Origin of the sequence: Pontibacter populi, from assembly GCF_040278685.1 — a bacterium.
Classification (GTDB): Bacteria; Bacteroidota; Bacteroidia; order Cytophagales; family Hymenobacteraceae; genus Pontibacter; species Pontibacter populi.
Window position 1 is genome coordinate 345,087 of the sequence record NZ_JBEOKT010000001.1, and the last position, 16,306, is coordinate 361,392.

General features: G+C 47.4%; 13 protein-coding genes. 9 read left to right on the forward strand and 4 right to left on the reverse strand.

Features of this window, described 5'->3' with window-relative positions; all coding sequences use genetic code 11:
• Nucleotides 1-7: 7 nt before the first annotated feature.
• Complete coding sequence (locus tag ABS362_RS01430) at nucleotides 8-1,096, forward strand: endonuclease/exonuclease/phosphatase family protein (protein ID WP_350410340.1); 1,089 nt, start codon at nucleotides 8-10, stop codon at nucleotides 1,094-1,096.
• A gap of 69 nt (nucleotides 1,097-1,165) precedes the next feature.
• On the opposite strand, the gene ABS362_RS01435 is transcribed toward ABS362_RS01430, so the two are convergent.
• Nucleotides 1,166-1,357 carry a cold-shock protein gene (locus ABS362_RS01435; RefSeq protein ID WP_162347658.1) on the reverse strand — a complete coding sequence of 64 codons (192 nt, stop codon included), beginning with the start codon at nucleotides 1,355-1,357 and terminating at the stop codon, nucleotides 1,166-1,168.
• 366 nt (nucleotides 1,358-1,723) lie between these two features.
• Between ABS362_RS01435 and ABS362_RS01440 the strand changes: the two genes are divergently transcribed.
• A complete protein-coding gene (locus ABS362_RS01440) occupies nucleotides 1,724-3,733 on the forward strand; it encodes a hypothetical protein (protein WP_350410342.1) in 2,010 nt (669 codons plus the stop codon).
• 86 nt (nucleotides 3,734-3,819) lie between these two features.
• Here ABS362_RS01440 and ABS362_RS01445 read toward each other — a convergent pair whose 3' ends face one another.
• Nucleotides 3,820-4,692: an SDR family oxidoreductase gene (locus ABS362_RS01445; protein WP_350410344.1), complete on the reverse strand. Its 873-nt coding sequence runs from the start codon at nucleotides 4,690-4,692 to the stop codon at nucleotides 3,820-3,822.
• Between the two features lie 73 nt (nucleotides 4,693-4,765).
• Complete coding sequence (locus ABS362_RS01450; protein ID WP_350410346.1) at nucleotides 4,766-5,635, reverse strand: SdiA-regulated/phytase-like domain-containing protein; 870 nt, start codon at nucleotides 5,633-5,635, stop codon at nucleotides 4,766-4,768.
• A gap of 114 nt (nucleotides 5,636-5,749) precedes the next feature.
• Between ABS362_RS01450 and ABS362_RS01455 the strand changes: the two genes are divergently transcribed.
• Complete coding sequence (locus tag ABS362_RS01455) at nucleotides 5,750-6,868, forward strand: toxin-antitoxin system YwqK family antitoxin (protein WP_350410348.1); 1,119 nt, start codon at nucleotides 5,750-5,752, stop codon at nucleotides 6,866-6,868.
• Here ABS362_RS01455 and ABS362_RS01460 read toward each other — a convergent pair.
• Nucleotides 6,865-10,806, reverse strand: coding sequence for an AAA domain-containing protein (locus tag ABS362_RS01460; protein ID WP_350410350.1), 3,942 nt, complete (start codon nucleotides 10,804-10,806; stop codon nucleotides 6,865-6,867). The genes ABS362_RS01455 and ABS362_RS01460 overlap by 4 nt on opposite strands.
• Before the next feature lie 201 nt (nucleotides 10,807-11,007).
• Here ABS362_RS01460 and ABS362_RS01465 point away from each other — a divergent pair, with 201 nt between their 5' ends.
• The 6 genes from ABS362_RS01465 to ABS362_RS01490 all read left to right on the forward strand — a co-directional run bounded on the left by ABS362_RS01465 (nucleotide 11,008) and on the right by ABS362_RS01490 (nucleotide 16,305).
• Nucleotides 11,008-12,114 carry an alpha/beta hydrolase family protein gene (locus ABS362_RS01465; protein WP_350410352.1) on the forward strand — a complete coding sequence of 369 codons (1,107 nt, stop codon included), beginning with the start codon at nucleotides 11,008-11,010 and terminating at the stop codon, nucleotides 12,112-12,114.
• Between the two features lie 2 nt (nucleotides 12,115-12,116).
• Nucleotides 12,117-12,593, forward strand: a complete 477-nt coding sequence (locus ABS362_RS01470) for an NUDIX hydrolase (protein WP_350410354.1) — start codon at nucleotides 12,117-12,119, stop codon at nucleotides 12,591-12,593.
• 362 nt (nucleotides 12,594-12,955) lie between these two features.
• Nucleotides 12,956-13,507: a hypothetical protein gene (locus tag ABS362_RS01475; RefSeq protein WP_350410356.1), complete on the forward strand. Its 552-nt coding sequence runs from the start codon at nucleotides 12,956-12,958 to the stop codon at nucleotides 13,505-13,507.
• 252 nt (nucleotides 13,508-13,759) lie between these two features.
• Nucleotides 13,760-14,692, forward strand: a complete 933-nt coding sequence (locus ABS362_RS01480; protein ID WP_350410357.1) for a hypothetical protein — start codon at nucleotides 13,760-13,762, stop codon at nucleotides 14,690-14,692.
• A 64-nt stretch (nucleotides 14,693-14,756) separates the two neighbouring features.
• Nucleotides 14,757-15,614 (forward strand): TorF family putative porin, encoded by an 858-nt coding sequence (locus tag ABS362_RS01485; protein WP_350410358.1) that lies wholly within the window; start codon nucleotides 14,757-14,759, stop codon nucleotides 15,612-15,614.
• A gap of 16 nt (nucleotides 15,615-15,630) precedes the next feature.
• Entirely contained in the window at nucleotides 15,631-16,305 is a 675-nt protein-coding gene (locus tag ABS362_RS01490; protein ID WP_162347648.1) for a response regulator transcription factor, read from the forward strand.
• The last annotated feature ends 1 nt before the right edge of the window (nucleotide 16,306 follow it).

The window sequence follows — 16,306 nt, forward strand, 5'->3', positions numbered from 1 at the left end:
CGCAGCAATGGAGCTTACCCTTATAATACTTGGATTCACGTTCACTTTATTTTCTTTTCTGCCCTTCCTGAAAGTTCCGTGGTGGTGGGTTAGAGTAATGGACTTCCCGAGGTTGCATATAGCCGTGATATTAACGGTTATAGTTGCAGCCTATAGTTTACAATACGCCACCTGGACCACCTCCGAGATCGCAATGATCGCTTTGTGGGTTATCGCCATCCTGAACGAGGTAAGGTACATCTATTTTTTTACGCCGCTTGCCCGCGTTGAAGCTCTCCGCTCTGAAAAGAAAAAACCTGCCAATGCCTTTACTATGATGATCGCGAATGTGCGCATGGTAAATAAAAAGCATCAGGAGTTTCTGAAACTGGCACTAAAAGAGCATCCGGATATTCTGGTGATGAACGAACCCGATGAAGCCTGGCACGAGAGCGTTAGAAAAGAGTTTGATGAGCGCTACCCGTATAGTATAAAGAAACTGCTGGACAATACATACGGCATGATGCTGTTCAGCAAACTGAAACTCTCGAACAGTGAAGTGCGCTTTTTGGTGGAAGATGGCATCCCCTCTTTTTACACCGTAGTAGAATTAGAGAGCGGTGATAAGTTTGACTTGTATACCGTGCACCCACAGCCGCCGCGCCTGATGAAAGATACCGAGACCCGTGAAGCAGAACTGTTGCTGGTAGCTAAAATGGTGAAGAAAACCAAGGTACCATCGGTAGTAGCCGGCGACCTGAACGACGTGGCCTGGTCCAGGACCACAAAACTGTTTAAGCAGATAAGCGGCCTGCTGGACCCACGTGTTGGCCGTGGATTTTTCAACACTTACAACGCATACATTCCGCTGTTCCGATATCCCTTGGATCACGTATTTTACGATCCTGCTTTCAGGCTACTGGGCCTTCGCCGTCTCGAAAAATTTGGCTCTGACCACTTCCCGATAATTATAACGCTTAACTATGAACCGGAGCGCGAAGAAGAACAGGATGTGCCGGTAGCTGAACCCGAAGACCACGAGGAAGCAAACGAGCTGATTCAGGAAGGGCTGGAAAAAGGCGAAGAAAACAACCGCGAAAAAAAGAATGTCCAATAAAAAACCCGCTCAGTTTCCTGAGCGGGCTAAAATAGATGAATGAGCCCGAAGGCTTATATATTTTCTAACTTAGATTCTCTCTACGTTAATAGCATTCAATCCTTTTTTTCCGTCTTTAACTTCATAAGACACACGGTCGTTCTCACGGATCTCGTGAGTTAAGCCTGTCTGATGAACGAAGATTTCCTGATTTGTATCGTCAGCGATGATGAATCCGAAACCTTTTGATACGTTAAAGAATTTTACTTTACCTGTTTGCATGATAATGAATTTAATTAATTGGCGTAAAGGTAACAAACACTGGCAAATACCTGCGATATTCAGTTAATTTATTTTTAAAATATTTTCAAAAAAGCAGTTGCGCCTTCTCTCCTATAGTTGCTCTTAACCCTAGCCTATTTCTGTTTAAAAGCCTATTTCGGTTGCTTCTATTGCCATATAGCAATAACCATGTTACACCAAGCTCGTATAGCTAAAACGTTCTGTTACACTAAAATGAGTAGTTAACATTACTTACTTATAAGGTTTAACAAACACCAAAGCCGATGCCGGAAAAGTAACACTGCTCCAGCATCTGCTTAAAACGTTCCTATTTTTTTAACTATATAAATCCAGGAGATTTTAACTATGAAAGACAACGAGAAAAATCAATCATCCGGCAACATGTCGTCGGGTAGCACATCAGGATCTTCAGACTCATCATCGATGGGTAACAATACAGGAATGGGCAGCAGCTCAGGTAACTCAGGATTAAGTTCAGGATCAGGAATGGGATCATCAGGATCAAGTTCCAGATCGGGTTCAGGATCAAGTGCTAAGTCAGGCTCAGGCTCTTCCGGTTCAAGCTTATCAGGCTCCAATCTTCCATCACAATCAACCTCTTCAGGCAAAAGCAGCAAATCAACTTCAACCGGTTCCGGTTCTACATCTGCTAAAGCTAAATCAACTACAGGCACCAAAGCCAAGTCTACTTCTTCAAAATCAGGTAAAAGCTCCACTTCAGGTCCATCTACATCTGGCTCAAGCCAATCAGGCGAATCTGGTATGGGCGGCTATGGTTCTATGAGCACCGGCAGCTCGCAGCAGCAGGGTGGCAATAGCAACTATGGTTACGAAGGCGACTTCGGATCATCATCGCAGGGCAACTATGGCAACCAGGGTAACTATGGTTCGCAGAGTGGCCAGCAAAGCGGTTATGGTTCGCAGGGTGGTTATGGCTACGGTTCGCAGCACGGCAACTATGGCGGCCAGGGCGGCTATGGTTACCAGGGCGATTATGGTTCGCAGCAGCGTGGCGGAAGCTCGCAGCAGGGCGGCTATGGTAGCCATGGTGGTTATGGTTCATCTTCTCAGGGCAACTATGGTTCGCAGCGTGGCTCAGGTTCTGAGAACTGGGGCAGCCAGGGTGGCTACAACTATGGCAACCAGGGCGGCATGGAAGGTAACCGTGTAAGAAGTCAGGATACATATTCGCAGGGTTCTTATGGCAGCTATAGCGGCGCACAAGGCGGCTACTCCGACAGAGAAGGCGACGAGCAGGGCGGCTATGGTGTAATGAACGACCAGGGCGGCATGGGCAGCTACAATGCTACAAGAGGCGAAAGCCGTTCTAACTATGGTTCATCATCGCAGGGCGGATACGGTGGCCAGAGCAGCTTCGGCGGACAGAGTTCTTCCGGAATGGGCAACCAGGGTGGTTATGGCTCATCTCAGGGACAAAGAAGCGGCCAGGGCGGTTACGGCTCATCACAAGGCACTTATAGTTCCGACCGTGATTCAGACTATCGTTCATCTTCGCAAGGCAACTATGGCTCATCATCAGGTCGTGGTAGCTCACAAGGCGACTATGGCTCGCAGAGCGGCCGTTATGGTTCATCGCAGGGTGGCTATGGCAGCGGACAGAGTGGCTATGGTTCCAGCATGACAGGTTCAGGTTCTTCCAGATCTGGTATGCAGGGTGGTTATGGCTCACACGATCGCGATTCAGATCGCTATGGCTCTATGGGCTATGGTTCATCAAGAGGCATGAGCGAGTACGACAGAGATGACCGTGGCTCGCAGAGAGGCTGGGATTCTCAGAGCTCTATGCAGGGCGGCTATGGCTCACAAGGTGGTTATGGCTCAAGAGGCGGTTCTTATAACGATGAGTACCGTTCTTCACGCCAAGGCTCACAGGGTGGCAACTATGGCCAGGGTGGTTATGGTTCATCTTCAGGTCGTAGTGGCTCTCAGAGCGATTACGGGCAAGGTGGTTATGGCTCTTCGCGCGGAAGCTCGCAGGGTAGCTATGGCAGCCAGGGAGGCTACGGCGACAGCAACTATAGCCGCGGCATGAGCGGTGGTTACGGTTCAGGCAGCTCAAGCCACGGTGGCTATGGCTCATCGCAGGGCAGAAGCAGCCAGGGCGGTTACAGAGAAGGTGGCTATGAGCAAGGTGGCCGTAGCGGCGACCAGAGCCGTTATGGTTCTATGGATAGCAACACCTCTTACTACAGTGATAACCGTGGCTCCGGCTCACGCGATAACATTAGTGGTTATGGCAGCAGCGGACAGCAAGGCCGCAGCCAGAGTCACGACAGCGATCGTTTTGAGACACGCCGCAGCGACCGTTACCGTAATCCGGAAACTGACTATTAATCAGTACTGATTTTTAAACGATAGAAAAAGCCACTCCTGAACTAGGGAGTGGCTTTTTTATGTGTGTTCTTTTCTGATGGTAGCACTTACACAAAACACTCTTTATACTCTTTTACAAACTGCCGGAATGTGTGTGGCTTGTGGCCTGTAAGTTCTTCTACACTGCTGTTTACCTCTGCTGATTTGCCGGCACGATGCTGCCCGTATAGTTCCAGCAGCGAGTTTATCATCCAGTCGGGAGTTTGTTGTTGCTGCATACTTTTACGCGCATCCTCCTCGGGCACATCCACAAAATCTACCTGCCTGCCTGTTACCAGACTTATCGTATCCGCAACTTCGCTCACCGATATCGCTTCCGGACCGGTAAGGTCGTAGATCTTGTTCTCGTGGCCATCGTTTGTTAGCACAGCTATAGCTACGGCGGCTATGTCGCGGGCATCTATGTAGGCTACTTTTCCGTCGCCGGTCGGCATGTAGATCTTTCCTTCCGATTTTATAGTTGGCGAACTATAGTTCTCGAAATTCTGCATAAAAGAGGCGGCCCGCAGAAAGGTATAGGGTATCCCACTTTGCTCTATGTATTGTTCTATGTCGCGGTGCCAGCGGCAGAGTTGAATCGCATTTTCGTCTCCGGCTCCTATCGCCGACAATTTCACAATGTGCTTTACGCCTCGTTTCTTTGCTTCGTCAATCAGCTTTTTAGCCATCTCCACCTGGCCCTCAGAAAAGGGCGTAACCAGGAAAACTTTATCGGCATGTGTAAAGGCGGCGTGTAGCGAATCGGGATCTGTAAATTCCATTTCCACTACTTCCACATCGGGTAGCCGGCGCAGGTTTTCACCTTTTATCACGGAATGCACTCCTGCCCTAACCCGTATCCCGTCGAGCATCGAAAGTTGCTTTACCACCTCTCTGCCCACCGTGCCTGTAGCTCCGGTAACTAATATCGTCTGCTGCATAAGTATCTGATTTTGTTCTTTAGCTATAGGTACGGTACAGTTGCTTTTCAGGATGAAGAACTGTTAGCTATAGTTAATCGGTTGCAGTTTTTTTAGGTCGGATCGTTATTAAATATAGTTTGCCTTTTTCGTTGGTGATCAACAGTTGTTCCTGTGAGATAAAAAGTACTGCTTCGGCCTGCCCGGTTCTGCCAACCGGTAAGCAATAGCGTTTCCCATTAAAGCTTATAGTTTCTCCGTCGGGTTTAAACAAGTACAAACGACCATAGCCCAGCAATGCAAACAGGTTAGATTCAGCCGCAATATCAGCCGCTGTGACCGGAGACTTTACCCTTATTTTTCCGGAAGGAACTATAGTTTGTTCAGCACCTGAAACAGGCAGTTTGTATAGTTGCGTGATACTTTTGGAAGCCCTGCTTTTGGTAAATAAGTAGAGTGAATCGTTACTGTAAAAAAAGGCTTCGAGGTCGTAGTGCTGACGGTGGCGTGGCGGCGGAAACTCAGCCTGGTCTGCAAAACTGAAGGCGATCGTATCAGTTACCTTTTTGCTAGCTCCATCTAAACTATAGATCTTCAGGTCACGACGCTGGTTGGCGTTATTCCCGAAATCCCCGATGTACAAATTGCCATTTTCATCCTGGGCCAGGTCTTCCCAATCTTTATTAGCTATAGGTAGTGATATCGTTTGCAGCAACTCGCCTTTCAGGTTAGCCAGGTATAGTTCGGGTGCCGAACCGCCATCGGGGTGCGTTATAAAAATAGAGTCGGTGGCGCGGGCAAGCCCGGAGCTTTCTTTTATCCGGATATCCAGTTGCCCAATCTTATCTATAGTTACTTTATACTCTTTCCGGAGCCGTTCGAAATCGCTGTTACGCCTGTCGGGTCCGCAGCCACAAAGCGCAGATTGCAGGTAAACATAAAGCGTAAAAAGTTTTATGAGCATGGAGAGTAATGGCAAGTAAAGTGACAGCTAAGTTGAATAAATCAGGTCAAATAAATATAACATTAGCTGTATATTTACTTTATTTGTTTATCCAAAACTATAAACTATATCCTTTTGAAAACAGCTTTACTTACACCCTTTTTATTTGTTATCGTTCATTTCGGGGTTCAGGCACAGCAACGTGTGCCGCGTAATATCCAGATAAAACACATCGACCGCGACAGCGTGCACATCCCGATGAACAGCAACTACCTGATCACCGAAAGCAACTGTGCTGAGATAACACGCCAATCGCGCTACAACTATCAGCAGAAAATTTTTTACGGCAACTTTACCGATGTTAGCCCCACCAACCCGGAGCAGGTGCTTGGGCGCGGTGCTTATACAACAGCTGGTTTAAAAACCGGACCCTTCGAGTTCTACTATCCTAACGGAAAGTTACGCGCTGCAGGTAGTTTTACGGACAACAAATTTACCGGAGACTGGAGGGTGTTTTACGAGAGCGGAGATCCGAAGCTAAAATTCACTGTAAAAGATGGCGAGCTGCTGATACAAGAGGCCTGGGATGAAACCGGGAAACAAACAGTAACAAATGGCAATGGCAAATACGAAGTTACGGCAAGCATACTAACCTGGAGCGGCGAGCTACTAAACGGAAAACCAGAGGGAACGTGGCGCTCCGTTAACCCGCTCGACAGAACGAAAGTTGTTTACCTGAGCGAGAAGTTTAAAGACGGCCAGTTTAAGAAAGGAAATGGCGTAACCGGAGCCTATACTGATGAATCGAGAATTGTGTGGTTCGATAACAAGGCGTTTCCATTCCTGAACATCGAGCAGTTTTTCATATCCTCTGAACCCTGCGGCTCAACTTTAAAGCATGGTTTAGTAATAGGTGCACACTACCGAAATGGCCTGGATGCCTTCAGTAAAGAAATAGGCCGTAGAATCTCGAAGTCGTTGAGTGGTGTAAACCTGAAACTGTATAACAGCGAGGTAACCTTTGAAGGTGAGGTAAATGAGAACGGCCGCATCAGCAACCTGAGTTATAAAAATGCTTTTAATGAACGTGTTGTAGCTGCTATGGCCCGCGAATTAAAGAATCTGCCGCTGCTGGAGCCAGCTACGTTAGATGGTAAGCCAATCAGGCAGAAATTCGAGATCAATTTTAAGATCAATCCGCAGGGCTACACATTTAACTATCGCTTCCTTCCTGTTGACCTGCAAAGCATTTAAGATAAGCTTAAGCCGAGCTGCTGCATCCGGATAAATACGTTGGATTGATTTTCCCAGAACTGGCGACTATACACTTTTTGATAAGGCCAATGGCGTTGCTGCAATAGCTGCGGCACATCGGCATGCGAATGCCTGACCGACACATGACTATAGTACAGGTCATCGTCAGTAAGAATAGCTGCTGTATAGTTGTGGTTGTTGGTTAAGGTTAGGTCCGCGAATGGCACCCGTGGCTGCAGAGCCGGAATTGCCTGTACCAGTTGTTCTTTCAGCAACGGAACCTGGGTTGGCATAGGCTGTAGTTTTGGCTGATAGCTGAAGTTGCCCTGGCTCACTTGCCGCGCATAGTGCAGGTATTGTTTCAGTAGTTTCGGGCCATGGTGCTGGGTATACTCTACGTGCAGTTGCTCCGGGATTATACTGGCTACAACTATAATTTTGCGCTTGGCCCGCGTAACCGCAACGTTCAACCTGTTCTCGCCGCCGGCCTGGTTCAGGCTACCAAACTGCATGGCAAATCTACCTTTTTCATCCGGCGCATATCCCACCGAAAGTATGATCACATCCTTTTCATCGCCCTGCATGTTCTCGATATTTTTTACCAGCACAGTTGGCGGAAGCATTATAGTCTGTTGTTGCGCGCGCTCTTCCAGCAGGTCTTGCACCAGCATTTGCTGGTTATAGTTAAACGTGATCACGCCAACATCCTGCTGCCCTTTTTGTAGCAGATCCAATATCAATTCCACTACTTTTTCAGCTTCCGGCAGGTTGCTGTTTTGCTCCCACAGGCCGTTAATTTTCAGGTATTCTATGGCAGGTTTAGCTGTGTTTATTTCCTTCAGGTCAGGTATCAGCTCAAGTTTGCTGCGGTAGAAATGCTGGTTCGAAAACTCGATCAGTTCCGGAAAATGACTGCGGTAATGCTGCGTAAGCATGGTTTGCGGCAAATACAAACTACACAACTGCAACAACGATTCGGCAGACAGTTCTTCCGCTTCTTCATCGGTGGCATCGCTCCAGCGGGCACGGTACAGGTCTGACGGTTTGAGCTGCTGCTCATCGCCGGCTACTACTACCTGTGCGCCGCGCAGCATAGCGGGTATACCTGTTTCTGCAAAACATTGCGATGCCTCATCAAAGATCACCACATCAAAACAGCGCTCCAGCGGCAGCACTGCCGACACTGTTTCCGGGGAAGCCAGCCAGCACGGCACCAGGCTCAGTATCTCATCCTGGAACAGCGAAAATAACTTCCGGATCGGGTAAAGGCTGCGTTTTTTACTAACCTGCGCCTGCAACCTGCGGTAGGTTACCGCATTACCCAACCGGTTAAATTCCATATCGGCATAGGTCTGTTCCCGCAACTTCGACAGCACAATTTCCTGGCTCAGGCGCTGTTTTTCGTTCAGTAAGTGCTGCAGTTCCAGTTCCAGGTTTTCCAGTTCGCCGCTCGATGCCATGCGTAGTTCCGGGTGCTGGTTTTCTATCTCATGGAGCCAGTCCAGGTACAAGCTGTTCAGAAAAAGTTGCTCGCCTTGGGTAGCCGAAACTATAGTTTGGGATAGTAATTGGTAAGCTACTTCACGTTCAGCATCTGTAAAGTCTGCTACCAGCGCATCGTGCGCTACCAGCTGCTCAAAATGCTCCAAAAGGTCTTTCAGTAAGGCGGTTTTATAGTTACAATCAGCAAGCAACTGCTTTACCTGTAATCCGGTCAGCCATTTCAGCCAGTGACTATAGTTTGCCTGCAGTTCGGCTATAGTTTGCGTTACCGTTTGCAGGTGTTGTGGCAGGTCTATAGTAAGCAGCAGCTTCTCGTGCAGTACTTTTTCGCGGTGCAGTTTTTTGAGTAGTTTCTGTGCCTGCAGGGCTTTTTCTATAGTTGCTACTTGCTCTATAACCCGGTTCGGATAAGCTTCGATTTTAAAATTAGTAACTATAGTTTGGTTGATGGATTGCATCAGGTTTTCAGCTTGCTCGCGTAATGCTATTCTGCGTTGCAGCTCCCCTACTCCGGCTTCGTTCAGCTCCAGCTTATAGTTTGCAAGTGCCTTTTTCAGTACTTTTTTATCTGATGAAAAAGCCCAGCTTATCGTTTTAAAAAAGTTGTCCTGCTGTTGCTCAAACGTAACTATAGCCTGTTTTATAGTTGGCAGATCCGCGGCAGGTAAAGCAGCATCCGGGGCAGGGCAAACCAGGTATAGTTCTTTTAGTTGCTGTACTTGTTGGGTTATTTCTTTGGAGTTGCTTTTCAGAAGATTTTGCAACGTTTCTGGTACATTCTCCTGGTCCAAAAGCCCTTGAATTTCGGTTATAGTGGGGAGCGCCAGTTTATACTTTTCCAGATCGTCCAGCCCAAAACTAAAGCCGCTTAGTACACTTACTTTTTGCTGTAAAGCCGCATGTTGCTCCGGCAGTTGGTTTATAGTTTGTTCCAGTTCCTGGCGTTGCGGCCAACCATAGTTTTTAAAGCTATGCCTGTTTTTCCATGTGAAATCCTGATGATCATAAACGATAGCCTGGTGCAGAAACTGGCGCAGGCGCGGCAAAAACTCGGCTACTATAGTTGCGGTAAAGAATTTATAGTTTGCTGACAGTGAAATATGCGGGTGCTGTAAATTGCTGCGCAGGTATAGTTCCTTAGCAGACCAGCCACAAAGACCTATACTAAAAAGCGCAGCTTTAAATTGCTCTAGTTTTTCGATGCAACGGTTTATGCCACGGCTCACTTCCAGGAAAGTACGATCGGTGTAGATGCTATTGAGTGCCAGGTTTTGCTTTTTATATTCCGGCAGTTGGTCTATCTGTAGTTGCAGTTGCTGGAAAATGCTTTTGCGGTCGGCGTTGATATCGTGCACCAGCGCAGCAAATACACCCAGCCCTTCCCCGGACAAACGTTTGTGTACCACATCCAGCGCGGCGCGTTTCTGGCTTACCACCAATACCTTTTTGCCACGCGCTGTAAAATCCGAAACCAGGTTACAAATGAGTTGCGATTTACCGGTACCCGGCGGTCCCTGCACCACTACAGATCTTCCTTGTTTTACCTGCTGCAAGGCGGCTTCCTGCGAGGCATCCATTTTAAAAACCGTAAACGTATGCTGCGCCTGCGTGGCCTGCGTCGGAGTTTCAGGAGATACAAACAGGTCCTCCATCGTCTGCAGGTCGTCGCGCTCCAGCAAGGCATCGTAATCGGCTAACAAATACGACGCGGCCTGCGGGTAAATTCCCAGCACAGCTTCCGGCTCCAGGAATAATTGCCCAGGTTTCAGATCGGCTTCGTATTCTGCTTTTTTATAATCCCGGAAAGGCTTCAGTTTATCCGCAAAAAATTCCCGACTGGCGTGTATGGCCAGTTGCTCTGTCTTCAATAGTTCGTAAACCTGCGTCCGGAATTCAAGCGGATGCGTGGGCAACGTGCTGACATCCAGTTCCAGTAAATTCTCTGCTAAAAGTGTGTTGTTATAGTGTGCGTAGGCTAGTAAAAAGCTCTGGTTAAAACGCGGTGGCTGGGTGGTGCTTTGTACTACTTCCCACTCCTGGGCAGCATTTACCTGCAACGCTACCGGGAATAAAAAAAGCGGACAACGCACCACGGTGCCATCAGCAAACATGCCATGCACAAATGGCCAGCCAATGTATAGTTCTTCGCTGCCGCGCTCTTCCAGAATCATGTCGGAACGGCGTTTTATGTAGCGCAGGCGTTTGCTAACGGCAGCAACAGGCTCGTAGCGGCTGTCGGCAACGGGGCTTAAAATTATTTTCTTAGCTCCTGATACCAGTTTCTCAACTATAGAAAAAGCCGGTGACCCAACTATAAAATCCAGCGACTCCACATCCAAGTGCAGCTCCTTTTGCAGGCGCAGCAACAGCAAGGCTTTGTTGCCGGAGCTCAGGTTCAGGAGCCTGCGTCGGTAGTTCTTCAGGATGTTTTTCATCAACTATAAATACAGTAAGGTAACAGGCAAGTTAGCAGCTTTTGGCTATAGTTGGTAACGCAGGTTTATCGTTCAGCGTGCTGTAATTTTAAAAAGAAGTATAGCTTTGCAGATATTTTTAAAGTACCTGCCTGCAATTACGCAACAAATCGTTCTAAAATCAGTTTTAACTAATCTCCTTTTAAAGTTACAGCCTGCTACATGCACACCCTGACCTGGCACAAGTCTAAAATTATACATTGCCTGTTTGTTATTTTGCTACTGGTATTTGCTACTGCCTGCAACAAGAACAAAAACAAAAAAATATACCACAAAGGCGACCGCCTTACCCAATACACCACCACCAAACAATACCCCGGTAAAGTAGCCGACGAAAGCCTGGCCGATTGGAAGAAAAAGATCCCGGAGATAGAAAAAATCTCCATCACCTCAACCGTCGACGCTAAAAAACAACCTGCCTTATTTTACGATTCAGGATCATCAGAAAAGAAACCCTTACTGGTAGTGCTGCACAGTTGGAGCAGTGAGTATTTGCAGGTGGTAAGCATACCGTATGCCATCTGGGCCAAACTAAACGACTGGGTTTTTATACAACCAAATTACCGCGGCGCCTTTAAACACCCCGATGCCATGGCATCCGATGTGGCCATTCAGGATATTGTAGATGCCGTGAATTTCGCAAAAGGCAGCGCCAACATCGACCCATCCAGAATCTATATTGTGGGTTCGTCGGGTGGAGCTATGACGGCGTTGGTGGCAGCCGGTAAGCACCCGAATATCTGGGCTGGCGTAGTGGCCTGGGTACCTGTTTTTAATTTGGTTGATTGGTATAAATTCAGCCAGAACTACCCGCACCGCGACTATAACCGCCATATAGTTACAGCCTGCGGCGGCGAACCAATACCCGGCACCGATGCAGCTGCAGAATGCCTGGAACGCAGCCCGAGCTCTTACCTGCAAAATGCCAAAGGTGTGCCCGTATTTTTAGCCCACGGAACTATAGATGTACTCGTACCGCCAGATCATTCGGTGCGTGCTTTTAACATGCTTGTCGATTCGGCAGACCAGATACCGCAGTGGCAAATGGATTCGCTGGTGATAAACAAGGAAGTGCCGAAAGAAATGGTGAGCGATGGCCCCAGTAAATATTTCGGCCCGAAAGACCCAAAGGTAATGTACACTAAAAAGTCTGGTGTAGTGGACCTGGTGTTGTATTATGGTGTGCACGATATGGCCTATAACCCAAGCCTGCAGTGGCTTAGCGAACAAAAGAAGCAACTTCCTGATAGCAGTAACGCCGGTTTATAATTGTGACAGAAAAAGCAGCGGCCCCAACCGATGGCAAACCCAAACTACCTGTTGTAGACCAGGTTTCGGCGGGTGGTGTTGCTTACCGCAAAACGGGGACAACTATAGATGTGGCTCTGATTGCAGTGGGCAAAGATAACCGCTGGCAATTACCGAAAGGCATTGTAGACCCCGGCGAAACACCCGAAGTAACCGCCCTGCGCGAAGTGCAGGAAGAAGCCGGGCTTACCACTGAATTACTGGAGCAGCTCGACAAGATTGAATACTGGTATGTCGGTAACAAAGGCAGCCAGCGCGTGCGCTTTCATAAGTTCGTTTACTTCTTCCTGCTCCGCTATAGTTCCGGCAACATACAAGACCACGACTGGGAAGTGAACGAAGCCCGCTGGGTAGAGATTAACCAGGCCCAACAACTACTTGCTTTCAGATCTGAAAAACTGGTAGTAGCCAAAGCTGCCGAAAAGATCGCGCAACTATAGTTTCCTTTATCTGCCCCAACTATAGATCAAAACTACATTTTAATGCTCTTTCGGACTTCCGAGTCCGAAAGCACTCTGCCGGGGACTTCCAAGTCCCCGTAGATCATCCTTCCATTTATGCGGACAAGGATGTCCGCAGCAGTTACAGTTCCGGACACAGATGTCCGAAACAGCATTTTATTCCTTTTAGCTTGACGGCTATTATGAAAACACCAACAATGGCCCTTTCTTAAAGTCAGCAACTCTAACCTTGCACTGCTATCTTACTGTAGTTTTAAAAACTACATTCCACAAAAGGCTTTTCCCGATCCAAAACAATTAACTAATTTGCCTTCAATTCATCTGTGCTTTATAACCTACTTATGAGCCGATTCATCATACTCCTGTTATCAATAGCCCTGCTTGCCGGTTGCGGAACTTCTAAAACTCCTGCTTCATCTTCAGCTGAAACTTTTCAGGGTTTACTGGCTGCACACTGCGTCAAATCTTATGCGGGTACAACTATATTTCCTTCTGATGGCACCGATCCTTTTGCTGGCAAAGCGCTTGTAATGCACGTGCAAACCTGCTCAGATACAGAAACCCGTATTCCGTTCTCTGTGGGCGAAGACCGCTCGCGCACCTGGGTACTTACCCGCTTGCCCGAAGGCCTTCAACTGAAACACGATCATCGCCACGAAGACGGCACCCCGGATGAGATCACGATGTATGGCGGTATATCTACCCAGGCGCCTGATGCATTGCAACAACGTTTTCCTGCTGACACTTACACGGCGGAATTAATACCTGCCGCCGCTACCAACGAATGGACCATGGCCATTAGCCCTGACGGAAAAATATTCAGCTACATTTTAAAGCGTGATGGTAAAATGCGTTACCAGGCAGATTTCGACCTTACCAAACCGCTTAACTAACTATAGCTACAGCTTCCGAGAAATTTTTTTTAAATAATTTCAGATGCCTTTTTTTATTCTCTGATGTTCGATCAACAATAGAAATGGCCTCTACAGCTATTAAAAGGAATGTTTATCTCTGAATTTTGTTAGGCATTGAGTCTTTCCGAAAAAGATATTTTAAAAAATTTTCAAAAAAAGCATTTCTTCATTTTGTCTTCATCTTGACATTATAGTTTTGACACATAATCTTATTAAAACGACAAAACGAAAATGAAAAAATTAACTCTAGTAGCCATAGCTGTTCTAAGTGCAGCAACTACATTTGCCCAAACTTCTTCAACTGATGTTAAATCAACTACAAAAGGAAACGGTAAAGTAAAAGCCGATACACATGGTGCTACCGTAAGCGGAACCGCAACTTCTGCTACCACTACTGAGTCAACTACAAAAGGTGCGCTGGTAAGCGAAGTAGCAACAAAAGCAGATGCAACTGCCAAGGCCGAAGCAAAGGCACAAGCCAAAGCAAAAAAGCAGCAGGAAAAAGCTGAGAAGAAAGCTCAGAAAGAACTGAAGGAGAAAAAATCAGAGACAAAAGAGAAAAAGGATAAAGTTAAAGCTGAAGGTGAGTCAACTATAGAAACTACTGTAGAGACTGGCGCTGAAGCAAAAACAAAAGCAGAGAACCACGGCCAGGAAGTATCTCAGTTTGCACAAACTATAGCTGTTGGTGGCAAAGCAAAAGGCGAAGCCATCAGCGAAGTAGCTGCATCAAACGCAAAAGCAACCACCGAAACATCTGTAGACGCTGCCGTTGAAACCGAAACGAATGCTGCTACAACTATAGATGCGCAAACCGAGCAAGGCGACAAAAAAGCAAAGCAGAAAAAAGAGAAAGCTGCTAAAGAAGTAAAAACGCAGAAGGACACACACGGCAAAACTGTTTCTGAAACAGCTAAAGGTGTAGATGCGACTGTAACTACTACAGGCGAGGCTGTAAAAGAAGTAGCAACTGCCAAGCGCCAGGATAAGCCAACAAAAGTAGAAGCCGGTGCTAAAGTAAAAAGTGCTGCACGTGTAACTGCTGGCCGACCGGCAAGCGCTGGCCGCCCGGTAAAAGTGCTTAAAAAAGGTGGCGTTGCTGCCCCTGTAAAAGTAAACACCGGTGCTAAAGTAGGCGCAGGTATTAAAGTAGGTAAAAACTAAGAAATCAGTAATCAAAGCAGGGCTTCCGGTTATGCCGGGAGTCCTGTTTTTATAGTTGACGATCATGAAAAACCAACTCATTTTGTGGATTATGCTGGCGTGGGCGCTTGTTGGTTCTGCTCATGCCCAAACAACAGAAGACTCTGTTACCCGCAAAGCATCCTGGAACGTGGCTGTAGAAGCTGCCAACAACTCATCTTTTTACGGCCGTAACACGGTCACCAAATATCCTTATGCTGCTGCTACCTTAACCTATGCACACGCATCGGGTTTCTGGGCATCGGCTACAAGCTACCAGCTTTTCGATACCAAAGATTACATAGACGAGACGGACGTTTCGGTAGGTTATAGTTTCCCGATAAGCAAGCGTATGAACGGTAACCTGAGCTACTCGCGTTTTTTCTTCAGCGAGAATGCCCCGATGGTAAAATCTGTAACCGAAAACGCTGCTTCCCTTAACACTACTTTAGACTGGAAATACCTGTATAGTTCACTCACCACCAGCTACTTTTTCGGGGAGAGCAATGACCTGATCGTGCAGTTCGAGAACTCGCGCTACATTGGCCTGAACCCGATCTGGAAAGGTCGTAACCCGGTTGGCCTTGACCCGAAAATTGGTATCACCGGCGGTACGCAGGAGTTTTCGGAGACCTATACCGTAGAGCGCAAAAAAGAACTCGGCGACTGGTTTGAAGATGTGCTTACGCCGGGCAAGGGTAACGAACCTAAAACGACGACTACAACAACAACCAAGCATAAATTCCAGGTGCTGAGCTACGACCTGTATGTGCCGTTGGTGGTAATGTTAGGTAACTTTGAGCTGGAGCCGACTTACCGTTATTCTATCCCAGTTAACAAACTGGAAGGCGACGAATCGAAGGCACAATCTTTTTATTCTTTAAAAGCAAGCTTTACGTTCTAAACTATACCTATAAACTATGCACGTACTGGTTGTAGAAGATGAAGCCGGCCTGGCTGCCGAGTTAATGCACTTCCTGAAGCAGGAACACTATAAATGCGACTGGGCCTGCAACGGCGAAGATGCTTCGGAGCGTATTGCCGTAAACCGTTACGATTTTATTTTGCTGGACCTTGGCCTGCCTGATTATGATGGACTGGACCTGCTGCAGGAAGCCCGCGAAACCGACTATGAGCCAGCTGTAATTATACTTACTGCCCGCGGCGAACTGGAAGACCGTGTAAAAGGACTTGGGTTAGGAGCTGATGATTACCTGGCAAAACCATTCTCGTTGCTGGAACTACAGGCGCGCATGCAGGCCGTATCGCGCCGTAAATTTAATGTAAAATCATCGGTGCATGAATTCCATGGGTTTGAGCTTGATAGTACGGCCCGCACCGTGAGTTATAATGGTCAGAACATTTCGCTAACTAAAAAGGAGTTTGATCTGCTGCACTACATGCTGCTGCACAAAAACCGCATCATGACGCGCCTGCAGCTAACCGAGCACATCTGGGGCAACATACTGGAAGACGATTACGACTCCAATTACATAGACGTACACATTAAAAACCTGCGCAAAAAGCTCTCCGCCCACGCCCCTACCGACTGGATCGAAACGGTTCGTGGTGTTGGGTACAGGCTAACGTTATAGT